This window comes from Clostridioides sp. ES-S-0010-02 (assembly GCA_020641055.1).
GTDB lineage: Bacteria > Bacillota > Clostridia > Peptostreptococcales > Peptostreptococcaceae > Clostridioides.
On record CP067345.1, the window covers coordinates 1,411,557 to 1,434,528 of the forward strand.

Sequence of the window (22,972 nt, forward strand, 5' to 3'; positions counted from 1 at the left end):
ATGAAAACAACAAAGAGATTATTGAGTGATGGGTTGCTATTATTTATAGCATGTGCAAGCTTAGTACCATTTATATACATGTTGATAATATCATTAAAGGTAACCTATAATTCGTACAATTTGGATATATCTTTTTCAACAGTAACACTTCAAAACTATATAGATATATTTACTAAAAAAGGATTTACGCAATATTTTTTAAACACAGCCATAGTATCTTTTTCAGGAGTACTGTTAAACTTAGTATTTAGTACATTAGCAGGATATTCTTTTGCGAAGATGGATTTTAAAGGTAGTGATAAGTTATTTTTATTTATGATAATGACTTTAATTATACCATCTCAGGTTACAATGATACCACTTTATATAATAATGAAACACTTAGGATGGATAAATAGTTATTTGGCTCTTATTATGCCAATACCAACTGCATTTGGTGTATTTATAATGAGACAAGCTATTTTAGGAGTACCAAAAGAACTCTTAGAATCAGCAAAAATAGATGGTTGTTCAGACCTTAGAATTTTAGTACAAATAGTGTTACCTCTAATCAAACCAGCATTAATTACACTAGCTATATTTACTTTCATGGGAGCATGGAATGAGTTTATGTGGCCTCTTATAGCAACAACTAAAGATGCAATGAGGACATTAACAGTAGGGTTATCCACTCTTAAGACATTCCAGATAACAAATTATGGACAAATGATGGCAGGAGCAACAATAACATTTTTACCTCCATTTATTTTCTATTTAATTTTACAAAGTAAATTTGTTGAGGGTGTATCTTTATCTGGTATAAAAGGTTAAATAGTCTAATTTAAAAATACAAAATAAAACTATAGATGCGGAGGAAATTAAACCATGGAAATTTCATATGTATTGAAAGATTGCACATTTAAACACAATAAATACTCAGTTATAGAAGCTGAAACTTGGGGACATAAGGATTTAAATATTGTAGTAGCTAAAGGTGAAAAATTTGCATTTCAAATTATGCTGAAAGCTACAGAAGAATTTAATTGCACAATTGATGGTAGTAGTGCTATATCATGGAAAGGCTTGGGAAATAGAGTAAGATTAGGTCTAAATGTGCCTGATGGATTAGAAAATAATTTTAGTATAAATATATTAGGGTACGTTCAAGATGATACAAAAGCATTTGTAAATGATGCTATTTTGAGAGATAAAGATGTACTAGTGGAACAATATTTGCCTCAAACGTTTTGGATTGAAGGGCAAGTACCTGAGGATTTTTTAGGAAATAAGTTTAATATAAGTATTGATATATTCAAAAGTTTTGGTTATGAAGATGAAGAAAAAGTTTTTACAGTTGATGTGCCTATAGAAGTAAAAAATGTTGTGTTAAAGCCTTTGGACGAAAGTAAATTCTTTTTAGATTTATGGCAACATCCAAGTTGTCTAGCTAGAATGTATAAAGTTGAATTGTGGTCTGATATACATTTTGAGATAATAGATAATTATCTCAAAGAACTAGCATCTTTAGGAGAAAAAGTTGCAACAGTTATAGTTTCAGATTATCCATGGGCAGGTCAAAGTTGTTATAAAGTCTATAAAAATCCATCAAACTTATATGAATACAACATGGTAGGTGTCTCAAAAGATTTAGATGGAAATATCAAGTGTAATTTTGAAAGCATGGACAAATATATAAGTATAGCTAGTAAGTACAAAATGGCTCAGGAGATAGATTTATTTGGTCTGTTAGGTAATTGGTGTGCTGGAGAGTTTGGAAACCCTATAGAGGGCTATAAAGACCCTATAAGAGTAAGATACTTTGATGAAAAAGACAAAGTGTTTAAATTCATAAATAATACAGATGATTTAAAAGAGTATATAGGATTAGTATTAAATCATTTAATAGAATGTGGTCTATGGGATAGCATCAGGATTATAGCTGATGAACCAAATAATCCAGAGGTTGTAAAAGAGTGTATCAAATTTATAAACTCTACTGTAAGTACTCATCAAGTTAAATATAAATCAGCAACTCATGACCAAAACTTTTTAGATAGAGCTAAAGATGAAGTTGATGACATGTCAATAAATTTAAAACTTACTATTCAAAATTATAAAGATATAGAAAATCTAAAGAAAAAAATGCATGATAAAGGTGGAATATTGACTTGGTTTGTTTGTTGTTTCCCAGAAAAACCAAATAGTTTTATAAGTTCTCCTTTTGTAGAAAATAGAATAATAGGGTGGTACACTTATTATTTTGGTCTTGATGGATTTTTAAGATGGGATTATAATTTATGGACAGAAGACCCTTGGAAAGACGCAAGTTACAAATTCCCTATTTGGAAAGCTGGAGATATGTTCTTTGTTTATCCTGGAAAAGATTTAAAGCCTGTTAGAAGTGTTAGAATGGAAAACTTAAGATTTGGCATACAAGATTTTGAGTTATTTACTATGTTAGAAAAAGAAAAGGGAAGAGAATATATAGAAGTTGAGCTTATGCAAACTCTATTAAATAAAAAAGAAAATGCTGAAATTAAAGGTTTCGGAAATATAGAGCTTGGATATTCACTAGATAATTTTGGATATGATAAGGTCAAAAAACAAGTTTTAGATTTGTTAGATAAGTTATAAAAAATATAAGGCATTATATCGAGAAATAATCAAAGTTATTTTAAGATATACTGCCTTATATTTTTTTAAAAGTATATTTAGAATAAAATTTATAAAGAAGCATAATTAGAGATAACATGATATAATTTAATTTGTTATAATAGGGTACTAATGATATTAAAGCTTCTATAGATAGACTAAAACTAGTAAAGTAATATTATACAAAAAATAAGTTAGGGGGAGAGGAACATAAAAAGAATAGGTATTAGTATAGCAGCCTTTTTGAGTATAGCTTTTATTGGATTTTATTTTATAATAAGAGGAGATAGCGATAAAGTTACAATGCAACGAGGAATAAACATAGGTAATGCGTTAGAATCACCAAAAAATTTTCCTTGGGATGTTAAAATGTCAAATAAGTATTTTGATGATATAAAAATGGCAGGTTTTGATACAGTTCGTATACCAGTAAGATTTTCTGATTACACCTCAGATTCTAATGATTATAAAATTGATGAAGAATTCTTCAAAAAGATTGATGGGCATATAAAGTATGCTTTGGATAAAGAGTTAGTAGTTGTGTTAGATTTACATCACTTTGAAGACATTATGAAAGAACCACAAACTAATAAAGAGAAGTTTTTAAAAATATGGCAACAAATAGCTAATAGATATCAAAAATATGATAAAAAATTGGTTTTTGAATTATTAAATGAGCCTAAAGAAAGCCTATCTCCACAGTTACTAAATGAATACTTTAAAGAAGCTATAAATATAATTAGAAAAACTAATCCTAAAAGGACAATTATAGTGGGTCCATACAATTACTACCAAATTGATTATTTAAAGGATTTAAATATTCCTAAAAACTCTAATATAGTAGTTTCATTTCACTATTATGAACCAAATGATTTTGCATTCCAAGGAAATATCTATCATAAAGGGTTTGAGAACTTAAGCAATATTACTTGGGAAGGAACAAATGAACAACTTGAGTATCTAAAGAAAAGATTTGATACAGTAGAGAAATGGGCTAATAAAAATAATGTAAAAGTTTTATTGGGAGAGTTTGGAATAACAAAAGAGGCACCAGAAGCTTCAAGAGTAGCTTGGATAAAAGCAGTAAGAGAAGAGGCTGAAAAACGAAATTTTTCATGGGCTTACTGGGAACTTGCCTCTGGATTTGGAATATATAATCAAGTTGAAGGTACTTGGGATGAAGAGATATTGAATGCACTAGTAGGAAAGAGGTGATTTGATGAAGAAAAATTCAAAAAAGGTACTTATAACCTTAACTATTATTACTAATATTATATATATATTGTGGAGAATTTTTTATACAATACCTAAAGAAGAAGGGATGTTTGCATTAATTTGTGCGATAATACTACTTTCAGTGGAGTTAATAGGGATGATGGAAATGTTTGTACATTATTATGGAATGTCTAATATTGAGTATCCTGAAAAGCCAATTATAAGTGAAGAACTTTATCTACCTGTGGATGTATTTATTGCAACATATAATGAGTCTGTTGACTTGGTAAGAAAAACAATAAATGGATGTCTTCATATGCAATATCCTGATAAGAAAAAGGTACATATATATATATGTGATGATGGTAATCGTGAAGAAATGCGTCTTCTGTCAGAAAAAATGGGTGTCAATTATATAACTCGAACAGAAAGAGAAGGAGCCAAAGCTGGAAACCTAAATAATGCAATGCAGCATACAAACTCTCCTTTGATTGCTACATTTGATGCAGATATGATACCAATGCATGATTTTTTAATTGATACAGTACCATACTTTTTAAAAAATGAACAGGCTAAAAAAGATGGAGAAAAAGAACAATACGAAAAGATTGGTTTTGTGCAAACACCACAAAGTTTCTATAATCCAGATTTATTTCAATTTAATTTACACTCTGAAGGTAGAATTCCAAATGAACAAGATTATTTTTATAGAGATATTCAATTAGCTAGAAATAAAACCAATTCTGTAATTTATGGTGGTAGTAATACAGTTATTTCAAGAGAAGCTTTAGATGAAGTTGGAGGATTTTATACTTTTTCTATCACAGAAGATTTTGCAACAGGTATTTTAATTCAAAGTAAAGGATATAGATGCTATGCTATTCCAGAAGTACATGCATCAGGATTATCTCCAATAGATTTAAAAAGCCTTATTAAACAACGTGAAAGATGGGCACGTGGATGCATACAGACAGGTAGACGATTGAATATTTTGTTTAGAAAAGGTTTAGGATTTTGGCAGAAAATAAGTTATATTTCTTCAATTACTTATTGGTATGCAAGTATAAAACGCTTTACTTATATAATGGCTCCCATTTTATTTTCAGTCTTTAATGTAATTGTTGTAAAATGCACATTACTTCAAGTATTGATATTTTGGTTACCTATGTATATTTTAAGTAGTTTATCCCTTAAAATATTTTCTCAAAATATAAGAAACACAAGATGGACTAATATATATGAAACTATAATGTTTCAGTCTTTAATGCCAGCAGTAATACTTGAAACATTTGCAATATCTAAGAATAAATTTTCAGTGACCAATAAGAGTAAAGCAGAAGAAAAAAGAATATATAAGGTTTTGCAAGGAGCACCATATTTTATATACATAGTGCTATCTATAATAGGAATCTTAAAGATGTTTATATCAATATTTAAAATGAATTCAATGACATACTCAGTCGTACTGTTTTGGTTAATTGGAAATCTTTTTAATCTTGTTATGGCCATGCTGTTTATATCAGGAAGACAACAATTAAGAAAATCTGAGCGTTATGTTGCTGAAATTGATTTTAAACTAAAGCAAAATTCGTACATTCTTTCTTCAAAAACAATTGATATATCAGAAAATGGATTTGCGTTTTTGTTGGAAAATCCAGAGTATATTTCTCCAGAAGAATTTGAGGTAGAGTTTAAAGAAAAATCAGGAAATGAAATATATATAGCCAGTATGAAGGCAAAGATAGTTAATGTTGTGGAAATAAACTCAAAGTGGAAGTATGCATGTTACATTACACACATTGAAGATAATCAATTTGATAATTGGATGTGTATTGTTCATGATAGGGTGCCGACTTTGCCAATGACAATATCTAATCAATTAGGTTTTTTTGATGACTTGCAAATTAATGTAAAAAAACGTATTGAAAAATCTAAAACTTTATCGAGAAGAAGTCCAAGAATTAATACAAATTTCCAAAGTGATATAGAAAATATAGGTAAGGTAAAACTGGTAAATTTTAATTATCAGTATGTATTACTAGGTTTTGAAAATAAAGATATTTATCCTCAAAAAATAGAAATAGAACTTAATGAAAATATTATACTTGAGTGTGATTTATGTGAAGGTAAAGCCGATATGAGGGGTGTTTTATACAAAGTAAATAATATTGATAGTATAATGCAAAATTTATTTTTAAGAGAGGAAATGATGGAGTGGATATTACAACATAAAACAATTATAATTTCAAAACCTAATGAAAAGAAAGACGAATGCACAGATGAGTTTGAGCCAATGAAATATATTTAGGAGAGATAAAATGAAAATTTTAAAAGTATTTTTGTGTTATTTAAAATATTTTATTTTAGTGTTTATTTTTTTTATAAACAGTACTTTTACAAGTTCAGGAATAAGTAATAAAAATTTAGATTTATCTTTTAAAAAGGTGGAAAGTAATTTAAGTGCTAACATCATACATGAAAATACAAGTATAAAAATAGAGACAGATAGTTCTAAAAATAATAAAGAACGTTATCTATATATTTATAAAAATATAAAAGATGACTGGAATGTATTCCATAATTTTTATATTGAGATTCAAAATAAGAATAAAAGTCCTCAGCGAATTAATTTAAACATACAAAGTAAGGATACGCTTGACTTTAAGTTAAAAGAAGGTAGCGAAATATTTATTGAAAATCAAAATATAATATATTCAGATAAAATAAAAGATGGATGCATAGATATACCAGGTGAGTTTGAGGGAAAAATTTATGTGAATTTTAGCAGTTTTATAAATGATAAAAATAATGTCATGTTAGATTCAGATGTTCTATCAGATATTAACGGGTGGGGAATCACATTTATTCCATCTAGTGAAGAACATAATGTTATTACTATAAGAAAAGTATCTTTACTTTTAGAGGAGCAACTTGAATCCTTGCATAATATTAAAATAATTGGTGATGAAGAAGTACAAATACCTGTATTGGGTCAAAGTATAAGTCAATATAAAGTGTCAGGACTGGAACAGAGTTCAAAAATTAAGTACTCATTTGTAGAAAAACAAAACAATGTAAATATATCTCAGGAAGGTAAATTAACATTAAATAATGAAGTACAACCTGGAGAAATTATTTTAAAAGTTAATGTTGATGACAAGTTTAAAGTTGGAAAGAAGATAGTATTGACTCAGTCTTGGAGTATTAATCAAAAAGATAAAGATGGTGTTCCGTATACCTTAGTATCACCTAAACAATCACCAACCGTACAAAATATGAAAACAGTAAATGCTATGAATAATAGTGTAAATTTTATTCGCATTTTATTTATATCCTTATTAGCAATATGCTTAGGGATATACTTATATTGGAAAAAACACTTAAAAACTGAGTAAAGAGAGGAGGTATAGCATGTTATTTTCAAGTTTGATTTTTTTATTTTATTTTTTACCAATAACTTTGGTATTATATTATTTATTTAGATTTAATCGGACAATCCAAAATATGATATTACTTATTGTTAGTTTATTTTTTTATGCCTGGGGAGAGCCGAAATTTGTTGTTATTATGATAGCTTCTATAATAATGAATTATATATTTGGTTTGATAGTAGACAGATATAGAAAAAGTAAAGTAAAAGTAAAGATTATTTTGATTTTGATGTGTATATATAATATAGGTGTTCTATTTATATTTAAATATCTAGCTTTTGCACTAAGAAATATTAGTTCGCTTATTAATACAGAACTTGCGATTCCAAGCATTGTTTTACCTATAGGTATTTCATTTTTTACCTTTCAAGGAATGTCTTATGTTATAGATGTTTATCGTGGACATGGAGAAGTTCAAAAGAATCCTTTTTATGTAGGATTATATATAGCTTTTTTCCCACAATTAATAGCAGGGCCTATAGTTAGATATGAAAGTGTTGCAGAACAAATTCATAACAGAAAAGAAACTTGGAATAAATTTTCTATTGGAACATGTAGGTTTATAACTGGTTTAGGTAAAAAAATATTAATTTCTAATAATATGGCAATAGTAGCAGATTATATTTACACTATGAATAGTCAAGGTTCAATAGCTACATCGTTGGCTTGGCTTGGTTCAATAGCTTATACTTTACAAATATTTTTTGACTTTTCTGCGTATTCAGATATGGCCATAGGTTTAGGTCTTATGTTTGGTTTTAAATTTGAAGAAAACTTTAATTATCCATATATTTCAAAATCAATTTCTGAGTTTTGGAGAAGATGGCATATTTCTTTAGGAATGTGGTTTAAGAGTTATATATACTTTCCACTTGGTGGTTCTAGAGTTTTAAATAAAGACATTATGATTAGAAATATGTTTATAGTATGGTTATTTACTGGAATATGGCATGGTGCAGAATGGACATTTGTGATTTGGGGGATTTTGAATTTTGTTTTTTTAATTATAGAGAGATTTATAATGTTTGAAAAGATTGAAAATCATAATCTCATAAAACATATTTATACTTTACTAGTAGTAAACTTTGGATGGGTACTGTTTAGAGCTCCAAATTTAAATGAAGCATATAACTATTTTAAAGCTATGTTTGGTGCAAGTGGAGTTATGTGGAGTGACTATACATATATGTTCTTGAAAGAATATTTGATTTTCTTTATATTTGCATTTATTTTTAGTGTACCTATTGCAAAAAAAGTTAATAAATTTGTTGTTGAACAAGCTAAATACAGTACATTATTTAATTTATTTTATCCAATTTGTTCTATTTTATTGTTCTTTATTTCTGTGACATATTTAGTAACTGGAAGTTATAATCCATTTATTTACTTTAATTTTTAGCTGAGGAGGAAAAGTATGAATAGATTTTTTAAAGTAAGGCTAATAACTACAATTATATTCTTAGTTGTTTTATTCACCTTCTCTATCTCTAATATCTGTTATTCTGGAAAAGATATGATACAAGAAATAAAAAAATCAATTAATGATAAGAATAGTTTAAAGGATACTATATCGTCTATTGATAATACAGTAAATGACAAAGTGATATATAAAAATACTTTTATTGAAACTTATGGATATTTGCAAAAACTAATGGGTAAAAATGAATTTTCAAAGTTTAGTGTTGTGAAAGATACTTCTGGCAAAATGCATTACACATATTTTGCTAAATCTCCAAATCAAGTTGATTTATTGTCAGACAGAGTAAGTAAGTTCTCTAAGGAAATGGATAAACAAAATACTAAATTAGTTTATTTAATGACTCCAGATAAATATATAAAAGGAGTAACACAGTTTCCTAAAGGCATACCTTATTCCTATAGTAATGAGACAGCAGATAATTTTTTAAATGAACTAAAAAATGATAATGTTGACTATATAGATTTTAGAAAAAATATTTTAAAAAGTGGTATTTCAAAAGATGAGTTATTCTTTAAAACAGACCACCATTGGAAAGTAGAGACTTCTTTTTGGGCATTTGGAGAATTGATTGAACAGCTTAATAAAAAATATAACATGAAATTAGATGAAAATTATTATTATAGAGATAAAGAAAACTATAATTCGATTGTATATCCTAGGTCATTTCTTGGTTCTATGGGAAGGAAGACAGGAATTTTATATGGTGGAATAGATGATTTTACACTAATTTATCCTAAATTTAAGACGAATTATACATACTATACAGATTCTAAATCTCAAAAATTTGAATTAAAAGGAAGGTTTGAAGAGAGTTTGATATTATCATACCCTTTTAATGCTGACCTTAATTTAATGGATGGACAATCAGATAAATATTTTACATACTTATTGGGGAATCGTCCACTAGTTAAAATTAAAAATATAGAAAATCCAGAAGGATTAAAAGTGTTATTTGTTAAGGACTCATTAATTGTACCAACAGCAGCATTCTTTTCTTCTGTTTGTTCAACTATGGATATGATAGACCCTAGATACTATGATGGAGATATATTAGAATATGCAAAGTCTCAAGATTATGACTTTGTTTTTATATCTGTATATCCTCAAAACCTTACAAAAGAATTTTTTCCATTTTGTAAATAAAATAAAAAATAAATGGCTAACTTTGTACTATGTTAGCCATTTATTTTTATAATATTTTTTAAGAAATGTTTTTCTTATTGAATACTTCTTTATCAACTTTTCCAAGTGACTTACCTACAGTAATTGAAGATACCATAGCACCATTGACATTTATCATTGTACGTCCCATATCTAGTATAGGGTCTATTGCAAGTATTCCACCAACTAGTGGGAAATAAGAGCCAAGACCTACTCCAGAAATAACAACTGAAACAGCTATTGTAGCAGTTCCTGGAAGACCTGCTATTCCAAGTGAACTAATTGTTATAACAATTAACAGCATAACATAAAAACTGATATCCATATTTACTCCAGCCATATTAGCAAGAGTAACAGCCATTAAAGCAGGATATATGCCAGCACAACCATTCATACCCATGTTTGCACCTAAACTTGCTGTAAAGCTTGATACACCCTCATCAACTCCGTGATTTTGTACTAAACTTTCTATCGTAACAGGTAATGTTCCCAAACTAGAACGTGAAGTAAATGCTAGAAGTAGAGCTTCAGTTGAATTTTTTATATAAGTAATAGGATTTAGACCATTTAAAGTTATAAAAATTAAATGTATAACAAATAATATTGCAACTGATATATAAAGAGCTAATATAAAATATAAAACAGAAATTATTGAACTAATACCTTGTGAAGTTATTGTATTAGCAAGTAGTGCAACTACAGCATAAGGCATAAATTTGATAACAGTCATAGATACACTAACAATTATCTTGTAAGATGCTTCTATAAAATCTATAAATGGATTTATAGTTTCAAAATGTTTTTTACTTAGTCTCTTTACTGAGGTACCTATAAATGTAGCAAATATTATTGTAGCTACAATATTTCCATTTGCCATAGCCATTACAGGATTTGATGGTAATAATCCTCTTAAAGTATCTACAAGAGAGTTTATTTCCTTAAGCTCTTGATTTCCACCTAAACTGGATAAATCAGCTCCTACTCCTAATCTCATCGTGTTTGCAACAACAATTCCAACAATTGCTGCTATAGCCGTAGTAATAAGGAGCATTCCTAAAGATTTAAATGTCAAAGTTCCAAGGTTATTATCTTTCATGTTAATAATTACTTTTATAATTGATAAGAAAACTAAAGGTATTACTAACATTTTTAATAAGTCCATAAATCCAGAACCAAATAAACTATACCATTTGCTTACTTCTTGTAACCAAGTAATTTGAGTTGTATCAGTAGGAAAACCAGCAAAAGCTTGAATAATAATTCCCAATATAAGACCAATTATTGTAGCATATATTGTTCTCAATGAAAATTTGATTTTTTTCTTTTCAAATTGTCTAACAATAAAAAATATACCTATAAGTAATAATATGAAAAAAATCGTTTTAAAATCTGTAATCATAAGAAATTGTGATAAGAATGAGTTTTCCAATATTTTTTCTCCTTTGTCTAAAAATAAATTTTTCTAAGCTTAAATGATATCAATATATTAAAAAAATGTCAATATTATATCACAATTTACCGAGATAGAATAAAATAATTTAATTTATCAAAATATGATTAAATAGATGAAAAGGGGGTATAATATATGTTTAAAGACTTTGAATTAGATTAATGGATGTAAGAACAACTTTTATAAAATTTGATTTCAAATAAAAAGATGTTAAAAAAATAACTAAAGTTATCATGAAAATATATACATAGAATAGATATTAAATGAAAAGTTTAAACTAAGTAGAGAAATTAATTAGACGTCTAAGGAGAGATAAAATGAGAGTAATAATAATTGGTGGTGTTGCAGCTGGTATGAGTGCTGCAGCGAAATTAAAAAGAATTAAACCTGAATACGAGGTTGTAGTTTATGAAAAAACTGAAATAGTGTCTTTTGGAGCTTGTGGGTTGCCATATTTTGTAGGTGGTTTTTTTGATGATGCTAATGATTTATTGGCAAGAACACCTGAAAAACTTAGAGAATCGGGCATTGATTTAAATATATTTAGAGAGGTTGTTGCAGTTGATACTAAGTCTAAGAAAATAAAAATAAAAAATGTAAAAACAGATGAGATATACGAAGATTACTATGATAAATTGATGATAGCAACTGGGGCAAGAAGCATTCTGCCTCCTATAAAAAATATAGATTTAAAAAATGTTTCTACACTAAAAAGCCTATATGATGGAGAATATCTAAAAAAATTATTAAGTGGAAAAGAAATAAAAAAAGTAACAATAATAGGTGCTGGATTTATAGGATTAGAAGCAGTTGAAGCATGCAAAAAATTAGGTAAAGATGTACATGTAGTTCAATTGGAAGAGAGAATATTACCACAAGTATTTGATAAGGAAATTACAGATGTCTTAGAGGATGAAATAAGAAATCACGATGTAAAATTGCATTTGGATGAGATAGTTGTAGAATTGTCTGGAAAAGATAAAGTGGAAAAAGTAATAACAAATAAAGGCACAATAGATACAGATGTTGTGATAATTGCTACTGGTGTAAAACCTAACACGGAATTTTTACAAAATACAAATATAAAAACATTAAAAAATGGAGCTATAGTAGTTGATGAATATGGCAGGACTTCTGTTGAAGATATATATTCTGCTGGTGATTGTGCAACTATAAAGAATATAGTGAGTAATGAAAATGCATATATACCTTTAGCAACTGGAGCAAATAAATTAGGTAGGATAGTAGGAGAAAACTTAGCAGGTAAAGAAGTCTCTTATCAAGGTTCTCTATCCTCAAGTTGTATAAAGGTTATGGATATGGAGGCTGCCTCAACTGGAATTACAGAGAAACAAGCTAGTGATTTGGGATTAAACTTCAAATCCAAATTTATTTCTGATTATAATCAAACTCACTATTATCCTGGAAGAAATAAAATATATGTAAAACTTATTTACGATGCAGAGACAAAAGTTATTTTAGGTGGACAAGTAGCTGGTTTTAAAGATGCTGTTCAAAGAACTAATGTGTTGGCAGCTGCTATCTTTGGAAAAATGACCACAAGTCAACTTGGGATGTTAGATTTATGTTATGCTCCACCATTTGCAAGAACCTGGGATGTATTAAATGTAGCTGGAAATGTATCTAAATAATTTTATCTAAATAACTATTAATAATTAAGTAACTATTAATAAATTAAATAACAGTAATAAATTAAATAACAGTAATAAATATTAAAGGAATGAGTTTACCCTAAAATAATTTTATCTAAGGTAAGTTCATTCCTAAATTTTTATTAAGTATAATTTTTACTAAAGCTGTAAAATTAATTATTCATCAAAATTTAAGTGTAAGCTAAGTCTATCTTCACCAATAATCGTATTTTCAAAAACATTAGTAGCATTTTCTAAGTACATGTTAGGCATATCTAATGATGGGCTAAAGTGTGTCAATAAAAGTTGCTTAACATTTCCTAGTTTTGCAAGGTTTGCAGCTTCTCTAAAAGTCATATGCTTATTTTTGACAGCTTTTGAAATATCTAAATCATCACCATACATAGCTTCACATATAAATAAATCGCTATCTTTTATAAAGTTAGGTATTGAGTCTATAGGTCTTGTATCTGTTGTAAGACTTACTTTAACTCCTTTTCTTGGTTCTCCTAAAACCATGTCTGGAGTGTATTTTTTTGAATTTAAAACTACACTTTGACCATCCTGAAGATTTTTCCATATTGTTTTAGGAACTTTATTTTGAGTTGCTTTATTTATATCAAATTTAGGATTTCGTTTAAAATTAAAACTGTATCCTATACACTCTATAGAGTGTTCTAAATGGATTGTTGAAATCTCTATGTTTTTCAAATACTCATTATCTAAAGAAAAACTACCTTGAGGATTTTCTATAATTTTTAAAGTATAGGGTATGTATTCTACTAAATTTCTCATAGAACGAATACAATCAATTATTCCAATAGGACCAACTATAGTTAAATCACTTGTACGACCGCTATTTCCAATCGTTGATAGAAGCCCTAAAAGTCCAAATATATGGTCACCATGTAAATGTGTTATACAAATCAAGTCTATATCTTTAAAGCCACATTTTTTCAACTTCATAGATACTTGAGTGCCTTCACCACAATCAATTAGTATTTTTCTGCCTTTATAATTCATGAATACAGAAGACAAAAATCTATGTGGCATGGGTACATTTCCACCACATCCAAGTAAAGTTAAATCTATCATTTTTTCCCCTTTCTAAAATTAACACAAATCTGTTGTTTGTTTTTATTATGATATCCTATTATAATTATTTTAACATTAAATACAACAATAAATGTGCATTTGAGTCAAGAAATATTAGTAAATAGAAATTTTGTATAATAGTATACAAGAACTCTATAAGTGTAACTTTGCATTTATTTTTGAAAAATTTATAGGAGGTAAATCTAATGAAACTGTCAAAGAAAATTACTATTTTATCATTGATGATGTTGACTTTAGTTGGATGCAGTAATGGGGAAAGTAAAAAAACAGTTGAAGGTTCTAACCATATTCAAAATTCTAAAAAAGAAGAGCAATCTATCGTAGTACATAAAGATGAAAATATATTAAAAGATAGGTATGAGCCACCAAAAGGATTTAAAAGGGTTGATGTAGAAAAAGGTAGCTTCGAAAGTTTTTTGAGGAATACTAAGTTGAAAAATTATGGTGAGAAAGTTAAGTATTACGATGGTAGAACTAAGGAATCAAAAGGTATCTATGATAGTGTATTCGATGTCAATATTGGTGATAGAGATTTGCATCAATGTGCAGATGCAATTATGCTTATGAGAGCAGAATACCTGTATCAGAATAAGAGATATGATGAAATAAGCTTTGACTTTGTGGATGGTTTTAAGGCTAAGTATTCAAAATGGGCAGAAGGATATAGGATTTCAGTAAAAGATAGTGGTTCAAGTTGGTATAAAGCAAGTGAATATTCAACATCATATGATAGTTTTAGAAAATTTATGGATATAGTATTTGCTTATTCAGGCACTTTATCACTTGAAAAAGAATTAAAACCTGTGCAACTTGATGATATGAAAATAGGGGATGTTTTTATAGTTGGAGGCAGTCCAGGACATGCAAGTATAATTATGGATATGGCAGAAAATGAAAAAACCGGAGAAAAGGTCTTTATGATAGCTCAAAGTTATATGCCTGCTCAACAAACTCAGCTTCTTATTAATCGTAAACAACCAAATTTAAGTCCTTGGTATAACTTGAATTTTGAGGGGGATTTAACAGTTCCTCAATGGACTTTTAAAAGAGACCAGCTAAAAAGGTTCTAAAAAATACATATAAAATAAATGAAAATATAAGTGTGAAAAAATGTAACTAGATTAAAACTTGTTGGATATGGACAAAATTAAATTGATAGATAAATATTAAAATCGAAATGATTAACTTCATATATTCTAATATTTATCTAAAAAGCTTTATCTTAAAATAAGAGTCTTATTTTAAAGCTGAAACTAATTTTAGGAGGATAACTTATATTGAAAATTAGAAGATATTTAATTTTAGTAATTATAATTCTAATTACAACAGGCCAGAGTTTTATTTCTTATGGACTAGAGAGTTTTGAAGAAAGTTATAAAAGTGTAGAACAATTAAATAACTTTAAGCACAAAATAGAAAACTCATCTAAAGAAATAACCATTTTTCACACTAATGACATACATGGAAGATATGCTGAAGGTGATGAATATATACAAATAGGTAATCTAGCTACATTAAAAAAGGAAACTCCAAATTCAATTTTAGTAGATGCAGGAGATTGCTTACATGGGTTACCAATAGTAAATATGAATAAAGGTGAAGATGCAATTAAATTAATTAAAAGTGTTGGATATGACTATATTACTCCAGGAAATCATGACTTCAATTATGGAAAGGATAGATTATTAGAGCTATCTAAAATTGCTAATTCAGGAGATAAAACTTTAAAATTTTTAGCATCAAATATATTTGAAGATGATAAGAACATATTTGACAGTAATGATATAAAAGAAATATATGGTATAAAAATAGGATTTTTTGGGCTTACAACCCAAGAAACAAAAAGTAAGACAGGCTCTAAAAATGTAGAAGGATTAGAGTTTAGAAATCCTATAGAAAGTGCAAAAGAGCAAGTAAATGAATTAAAAAGAAAAGGTGCTGATGTAATAGTTGCAATATCACATATTGGAACTAATAGTTTAAGTAAGCCAAATAGTATAGATATAGCAAATAAAGTTAATGGTATTGATTTAATTATTGATGGTCATAGCCACACTAAGTTTGAAAATGGTAAACAGGTTGGTGATACACTGATTGTAAGCACAGGGCAATATCTAGAACATATTGGTGAAGTAAAGTTAACATTGGATACTAATGATACAGAACATATAAAAATAGAAAATAAATCAGCAAGATTAATTGAAAAAGAAGAAGCATTAGAGTATAAGCTTGATTCTAACATAAGTGAAAAGATTGGTGAAATAAAGAAACAGCAGGAACAAGTTTTAGATAAAGTGATAGGAGTAACAAAAAATACTCTAGATGGCTCATATGAAAATGTAAGGACAAAAGAAACGAATCTAGGAAATTTAATAGGTGATATCTTATTAGATAAAACTAAAGCAGATATTTCGCTATTTAATGGGGGGAATATAAGAGATACAATTGAAAAAGGGGATATAACAATAGGAAGTATTGCAGATGTATTCCCTTTTAGCAATACTATAGTTACTAAAAAACTTACAGGAGAACAAATAAAAAGTGTTTTAGAACATGGAGTAAAACTGTATCCAGAAAAAAATTCAGCCTTTTTACAAGTGGGTGGAATCTCATACTATTTTGACCCAAAGCAGAAAGAAGGAGAAAAAATAACTGGTATTATGAAAGATGGAAAATCACTTGACATGAATAAAGAGTATACAGTTGCAACCAATGATTATATAGCACTAGGTGGAGATGAATTTCCTTGCTTATCAAAAGAACCAATGTTAGAAGATTTTGGAAGTTTAGAAAGCGCAGTAATTGAGTATATAGAGTATAAAAAAGAAATCTGCAAGAGTGTAGATGGAAGAATTAGCATTAAAACTAAGGAAGAATTGATAATTAAAAGTAATGAGAGTAACTTAGTATTAAATGGTGATGAAGATAATTTAAATGATAGCGAAGACAGTGCAAATAATGAGGATACTAAAAACTCAAATGAGAATAAACGTAAAAATTTAGATAAAATGAAAGCTAGAGAAAGTTCTAATATAAAAGCATCTAAAGCAGAAATTAAAGAGAAATCTCCTAAAACAGGCGATTTAGGTATCAAAGATAGTATGTTTATATTTGTAGCTTCGAGTGTTTTAATTTACTTATTCAATAATAATCAGATAAATTTAAAAAATAAAAAAGTAAAATGAAATTAGTAATAAAATCAATAATAAAATAGAATTAATAATTATTTATTGATAAATAGGTATTAATTATTATATAAAATACAAACCTAAGCAAAGGTAATTGGATGTTTAAATACTGGATTGCCTTTGTTTTTTATTTATAGTAATATCGAATCAATAATTGTACCCTTGATTAAAAACAAATATATTATTAACTTATTATTGGTATGTTTATTTTATTATCTAAGTGTGTAAAATCTTCTTGATGATTAAAAAATATTTATAAATTGTCAAATAAAATGGCTTAGTTAGTATGATATAATTTAGCTAGTATACATAATAATGGAGGAGAAAAACATGAATAATATATTACTTTTAGAAGATGATAAATCTTTAAATAGAGGGATTAGCTTTAAATTAAAAAAAGAGGGATACAATGTTTTTAATACATTTAGTATAGAAGAGGCAAGAGGTATTTTTTTTAAAGAGGATATAAATTTAATTATTTCTGATATAGGTTTACCAGATGGAAGTGGGTTTGATTTTTGTGAGGAGATTAGAAAGAAAAGTGATGTTTATATAATAATGCTTACAGCACTTGATGAAGAAGTGGATATTGTTACAGGTTATGATTTAGGTGCAGATGATTATATTACAAAGCCATTTAGTTTGATGGTATTAATCTCAAAAGTAAATGCATTTATGAAAAGGGTAAATACAGTAAAAAATTACACTTTACTGGTTTGTGATGATTTGTTTTTTTATTATATAGAAAATAAACTGATTATAAAAAATGATGACAAGGAAGAAGAAATAATTTTAAGTAAAACAGAGACTAAACTATTAAGATATTTGATGGAAAATTCAATGCAAGCTTTGACCAAAGAACAACTATTAGAATCTTTATGGGATAGTAGTGGTAATTTTGTAGATGATAATACAGTTGCAGTAAATATAAGAAGACTTAGACAAAAAGTAGAAAAGAATCCTTCTGAACCTAAGTATATAAAAACAGTAAGAGGAGTTGGATATATATGGGGTGAAAGGAGTATAAAAAAATGTTAAAAGATATAAATACCAAAGAAAATTTTAGTATTAAAGAGGACTATATAATGAAAAAGGCTGTTATATATTCTATTTTATCCATGCTTGTGGTAACACTTGCATTTATATTTTTTGAATATAATAGACTATATGTTTTATATGAACATCAAATAAAAAATACTCAAAGTATGGCAGGTATGTTGATTGAAAAATATCCAGATGATGAGGTAGATATAGTAAAGTCTATTTATAATTTTGACTATAGTAATGCAGAGGTTGGAGAAAAAGCACTTGAAAAATTTGGATATGGGCTAGAAAATAAAATGTCAAATGATAAAAACTTTGGCATATATTTAAAATCTTTTTTTAAAGAATCAATTTTTGTTTTTTTAATAATGTTTATAGCCGTTACAGGAATAATATATTATTTTATAAGATACATAAACAAAAGATTAAGCAAGATTTATTTTATAGTGGAGCAAATGGCACAAGAAAATTATTTAAAAGAAGGTAGCAAGTTAGATAATTCTGGTTATTTGGTAGAATATAATGAGTATTTTAAAGAGGGTACATTTAGTAAGATTAACAATTGCCTGTATGAGTTAAATAGAAGTTTAAAGATAAAATTTATTAAATTAGAAAAAGAAAAGGAAAGTGTAAAATCATTAGTAACAGACATTTCTCATCAATTAAAAACTCCCTTAGCATCATTAAAATTATATAATACATTACTTATAGAAGAAGACTTAGACGAAGATGAAGCACATGAGTTTTTATTAACTAATAAAAATTCTATAAATAAATTGGAAAATTTAATAAATTCTTTAGTTAACATATCAAGACTAGAGATTAGTATGATAAGCATAAAAAAAGAAGATAATGACATAAAAAGTACTATTTTAAATGCTATAGAAAGTATAACTCCTAAAGCGAGAATTAAAAATATAACATTAAAAATAAATGAATTTAATAGTAGAATTATACCTCACGATAAAAAATGGACTGAGGAAAGTATTTTTAATGTATTAGACAATGCTGTTAAGTATACAGAAAGAAATGGAGAAGTAAATATATCCATAGAAGAGACTGTAAACTATTTTAAAATCATAATAGAGGATAATGGTAAAGGAATTGCAAAAAATGAATTTAATAACATATTTAAACGTTTTTATAGAGGAACAGATGAAGAAATTGAATCTATAGAAGGTAGTGGTGTAGGATTGTATTTAAGTAGAAAAATTTTGGAAGAACAAGGTGGTAATATCATGGTATCTTCTAATCTAGGAAAAGGAAGTAAGTTTTCTTTGTTTCTTACAACTATGTAATGTTTACTGAAAGGAGAATGTAATCCTCTACATATATTATATAAGTATAAACAGCTCCACAAATTAGAAGTAGATGATTAAGGAGCAACATAACTTAGAGTGAGGGGATAATTTTATGAAAATACTATATACTGAAAGTTTATCAAAACATTATGGAGAAGGAGAAAGTTTAGTAAAAGCTTTAGATGATGTAAATTTAGAAATAAATGAAGGTGAATTTGTAGCTATAATAGGTAAATCTGGTTCTGGAAAAAGTACATTGTTACATATGATAGGTGGTCTCGATATACCTACATCTGGCAAGGTATACATTGATAATAAAAACATATTTACATTGAAAGAAGAAGAACTTGCTGTATTTAGAAGAAGAAAAATAGGCTTTATATTTCAAAGCTACAATCTAATTCCATCTCTTAATGTATGGGAAAATGTAGTATTACCAATCGGTCTAGATGGTAGAACTGTGGATGAACAATTTATAAAAGACCTTTTAAAATCTTTGGGGCTTGAAAATAAACACGATGTTTTACCAAATACATTATCAGGAGGTCAACAACAAAGAGTAGCAATAGCAAGAGCTTTGGCAACAAGACCAGCCATAATACTTGCTGATGAGCCAACTGGAAACTTGGATTCCAAAACATCAGATGAAGTTATGAGTATACTAAAGTCTATGTCTAAGAAATATAGTCAAACTTTGGTTATGATAACTCATGATGATAGTATAGCTCAAATGGCTGATAGAGTTATATTTATAGAGGATGGTAAGGTGTCAAAGGTTGGTGACAAAAATGATTAATACTACTAAAATAGCAAAAAGTAATGTAAAACAAAATAAATCAAAAAGTATATTAATAATAATAACTATAATACTTTCAACATTGATGCTTTCATCTATAGGTATTTATATTGTCGATACAAGAGAATATCAAAAGGAAAATACAATAAAGTATTCAGGCAATTATCAAGGAGTATTAGCAAATGTAAATGAAAAACAAGCTGAAATATTAAGTAATCATGCAGATATTGAACTAGCTGGAAAAATGAATGGAGTGGGTGTTGAGAAGCTAGAAGATGATACAACCATTTCATTATCATATATGAATGAAGAGGGTTTAAAATTAAATAATTTTGAATTTATAAAAGGAAAATTACCAACAAAAGAAAATGAAATAGTACTAGATAGTGGAGCTTTAAAAGCATTAGGTCATGGTCAAAAATTAGGTGAAAAAATAAAAGTACCTTATGATGATTATAAAAGCGACAAAAGAATAGAAAAAGAATTTATAATAACTGGAATCTTAGAAACTAGTGAAATATATGAAGCAGGAAAGAATTATTCTGCTATTATATCAGAAACATATATGAAAAATACTAGAGATATGTCACAAGAAGATTTCAATATATATGTTAAATTAAAAGATAAGAGTGATTTATCTATAGAACAGGCAAAAGAAAAATTAAATAAGATTGCAAATGATATAGGATTAGATACTAATAATATACTTGTAAATGAAAATTATATAAATGCTTTAAAACCAGATAGTGAAACAATGATAGGAGGAGTTCTTATAGGCTTAGTAATTGTATTGTCTAGTATATTGGTAATATACAATATATTCTACATCTCAATAGTTACTAAAGTACAAGAGTTTGGAAAACTTAGAGCAATTGGTGCAACTAAAAAACAAGTAAAAGCAATAGTGTTTAAGGAAGGCTTTATATTAGCAGGAATAGCAATACCAGTAGGAACAATTTTAGGTTATGCACTTGCAAATATTATAATAAAATCATTTATGGATGTAGATGTAAAATCATCACAATTACCAGTGCTATTATTGGTTGTGGTAATAAGTTTTATATCTGTTGTTTTATCACTTTTGAAACCAATGAAAGTAGCTTCAAAGGTATCTATAGTTGATGCAGTAAGATATACTGGAAATGAAATAAGTGGTAAAAATGATAGAAAAGGACATAAAAATATAAATTTAAAGAATTTATCAAAAGCAAATTTAGAAAGAAATAAAAAGCGTACTTATATGACACTGACATCTCTTATGTTAAGTGGAACTATATTTATAACAGTATCTACTGCTTTAGAAAGTTTTAATGCTGAGAAGATGGCTAGAGAGCATTTTCCTTATGATATAGAAGTTAGATTTACTGGATATGAAATGGATAGCGACAAGAATCCTGAAAGTAATTTGAATATTCTACAAATGAATAATCCATTAGGTAAAGACTTTTTAAACCAAGTAAAGAGTATAGAAGGAGTCAAAAAAACTGAATTAGGAAATTCTGTAAAAATTGGGATGGAGGATTATAATGTTGAGTTTAAACATGACCTTTTACAGAGCATAAATGAAAATGATGTGAAGGATTTAAATAAAAACCTAATAGATGGAAAAATAAATTTTGAAGGGTTACAAACAGGAAACGAAATAGTCATTACTCACCTTGATACAGCAAAAGAAATGGGTGTAAAGGCTGGAGATAAAATAAAATTAACTCTATATGATGGAGATAAAGAGATAAAAAAAGAATTTAAAGTTCAAGCAATAGCTATGGGAACTCCAAGTTTTGGTATAGGAAAAGATTTTATAGATAGAACTTTGAAATATGATACAACAAGTACCATTGGAATATATACTGAAGAAGGAAAATATCAAGAAGTTAAAGATGCTATAAAGAAAATTGCTAAATCTAATGGATATTTAGAAGCGGATTTTTTAGATAGTAGAATAGAATCAAATAAGATGATGATTTCATTTATAAAAATAATGGGCTATACTTTAACTGGTATAATAGGTGTTATTGGATTTATGAATCTTGTAAATACAATGATAACTAGTATAGTTACTAGAAAAAAAGAACTTGGTATGCTTCAAGCAATTGGACTTACTAATAGACAATTAGTAAAAATGCTTAATTCAGAAGCTATATATTATACTTCTAGAATGATGATAGGAAGTATTGTCTTTGGAGGTATATTAGGATACATTGCAGTTGTATTTTTAAGAAAAACTGGATTATCTTATGCAACATATGCATTACCAATAGTACCAATTTTATTTATGGTTGTATTTATCCTTATAGCTCAATTTATAACAACTTATTTAATAGGAAGAAGCTTTAACAAAGAATCTCTTATTGATAGAGTAAGATATAGTGAATAAAAATATATAAAAAGCTATATTTAATTTTTAAACAGGATTATAGAAGATATAAAAATAGAGTTAAATAGGTTAATAATATACAAATACAGGGCAAGTGGCTTAAATGTTCATATGTCCTGTATTTTGTTGT

At 27.5% G+C, this 22,972-nt stretch carries 16 protein-coding genes; 14 read left to right on the top strand and 2 right to left on the bottom strand.

Annotation, left to right across the window (positions count from 1 at the left end):
- The 7 genes from JJC01_06640 (at position 1) to JJC01_06670 (ending at position 9,900) form a co-directional block, all read left to right on the top strand.
- Positions 1-810: a carbohydrate ABC transporter permease gene (locus JJC01_06640; GenBank protein UDN59528.1), complete on the top strand. Its 810-nt coding sequence runs from the start codon at positions 1-3 to the stop codon at positions 808-810.
- A gap of 54 nt (positions 811-864) precedes the next feature.
- On the top strand, positions 865-2,613 hold the full coding sequence (locus JJC01_06645; protein UDN59529.1) for a DUF4091 domain-containing protein: 1,749 nt from the start codon (positions 865-867) through the stop codon (positions 2,611-2,613).
- Between the two features lie 228 nt (positions 2,614-2,841).
- Positions 2,842-3,846, top strand: a complete 1,005-nt coding sequence (locus JJC01_06650) for a glycoside hydrolase family 5 protein (protein UDN60137.1) — start codon at positions 2,842-2,844, stop codon at positions 3,844-3,846.
- 4 nt (positions 3,847-3,850) lie between these two features.
- Positions 3,851-6,154, top strand: coding sequence for a glycosyltransferase (locus tag JJC01_06655; protein UDN59530.1), 2,304 nt, complete (start codon positions 3,851-3,853; stop codon positions 6,152-6,154).
- Positions 6,155-6,164: 10 nt separating this feature from the next.
- Complete coding sequence (locus JJC01_06660; protein ID UDN59531.1) at positions 6,165-7,241, top strand: hypothetical protein; 1,077 nt, start codon at positions 6,165-6,167, stop codon at positions 7,239-7,241.
- A 16-nt stretch (positions 7,242-7,257) separates the two neighbouring features.
- Positions 7,258-8,676, top strand: coding sequence for an MBOAT family protein (locus JJC01_06665; GenBank protein UDN59532.1), 1,419 nt, complete (start codon positions 7,258-7,260; stop codon positions 8,674-8,676).
- A 15-nt stretch (positions 8,677-8,691) separates the two neighbouring features.
- Positions 8,692-9,900 (top strand): hypothetical protein, encoded by a 1,209-nt coding sequence (locus tag JJC01_06670; protein ID UDN59533.1) that lies wholly within the window; start codon positions 8,692-8,694, stop codon positions 9,898-9,900.
- Between the two features lie 58 nt (positions 9,901-9,958).
- Here the strand turns inward: JJC01_06670 and JJC01_06675 are convergent, their stop codons facing one another.
- Positions 9,959-11,347, bottom strand: a complete 1,389-nt coding sequence (locus JJC01_06675; protein UDN59534.1) for a cation:dicarboxylase symporter family transporter — start codon at positions 11,345-11,347, stop codon at positions 9,959-9,961.
- Positions 11,348-11,685: 338 nt separating this feature from the next.
- Between JJC01_06675 and JJC01_06680 the strand changes: the two genes are divergently transcribed.
- Positions 11,686-13,020 (top strand): CoA-disulfide reductase, encoded by a 1,335-nt coding sequence (locus tag JJC01_06680; protein UDN59535.1) that lies wholly within the window; start codon positions 11,686-11,688, stop codon positions 13,018-13,020.
- Positions 13,021-13,197: 177 nt separating this feature from the next.
- On the opposite strand, the gene JJC01_06685 is transcribed toward JJC01_06680, so the two are convergent.
- A complete protein-coding gene (locus tag JJC01_06685; protein UDN59536.1) occupies positions 13,198-14,115 on the bottom strand; it encodes a ribonuclease Z in 918 nt (305 codons plus the stop codon).
- A 206-nt stretch (positions 14,116-14,321) separates the two neighbouring features.
- Here JJC01_06685 and JJC01_06690 point away from each other — a divergent pair, with 206 nt between their 5' ends.
- From JJC01_06690 to JJC01_06715, 6 genes are all read left to right on the top strand, one after another.
- Entirely contained in the window at positions 14,322-15,206 is an 885-nt protein-coding gene (locus tag JJC01_06690; GenBank protein UDN59537.1) for a DUF4846 domain-containing protein, read from the top strand.
- A gap of 207 nt (positions 15,207-15,413) precedes the next feature.
- Complete coding sequence (locus JJC01_06695; protein ID UDN59538.1) at positions 15,414-17,321, top strand: bifunctional metallophosphatase/5'-nucleotidase; 1,908 nt, start codon at positions 15,414-15,416, stop codon at positions 17,319-17,321.
- A gap of 333 nt (positions 17,322-17,654) precedes the next feature.
- The gene (locus tag JJC01_06700) at positions 17,655-18,362 is read left to right on the top strand and encodes a response regulator transcription factor (protein ID UDN59539.1); all 708 of its coding nucleotides are present in this window, start codon (positions 17,655-17,657) and stop codon (positions 18,360-18,362) included.
- Positions 18,356-19,666, top strand: coding sequence for a HAMP domain-containing histidine kinase (locus JJC01_06705; GenBank protein ID UDN59540.1), 1,311 nt, complete (start codon positions 18,356-18,358; stop codon positions 19,664-19,666). The genes JJC01_06700 and JJC01_06705 overlap by 7 nt, the downstream gene beginning before the upstream one ends.
- 115 nt (positions 19,667-19,781) lie before the next feature.
- Entirely contained in the window at positions 19,782-20,465 is a 684-nt protein-coding gene (locus tag JJC01_06710; GenBank protein UDN59541.1) for an ABC transporter ATP-binding protein, read from the top strand.
- Positions 20,458-22,842: an FtsX-like permease family protein gene (locus JJC01_06715; protein ID UDN59542.1), complete on the top strand. Its 2,385-nt coding sequence runs from the start codon at positions 20,458-20,460 to the stop codon at positions 22,840-22,842. Before JJC01_06710 ends, JJC01_06715 begins: the two co-directional genes overlap by 8 nt.
- Positions 22,843-22,972 lie beyond the last annotated feature (130 nt).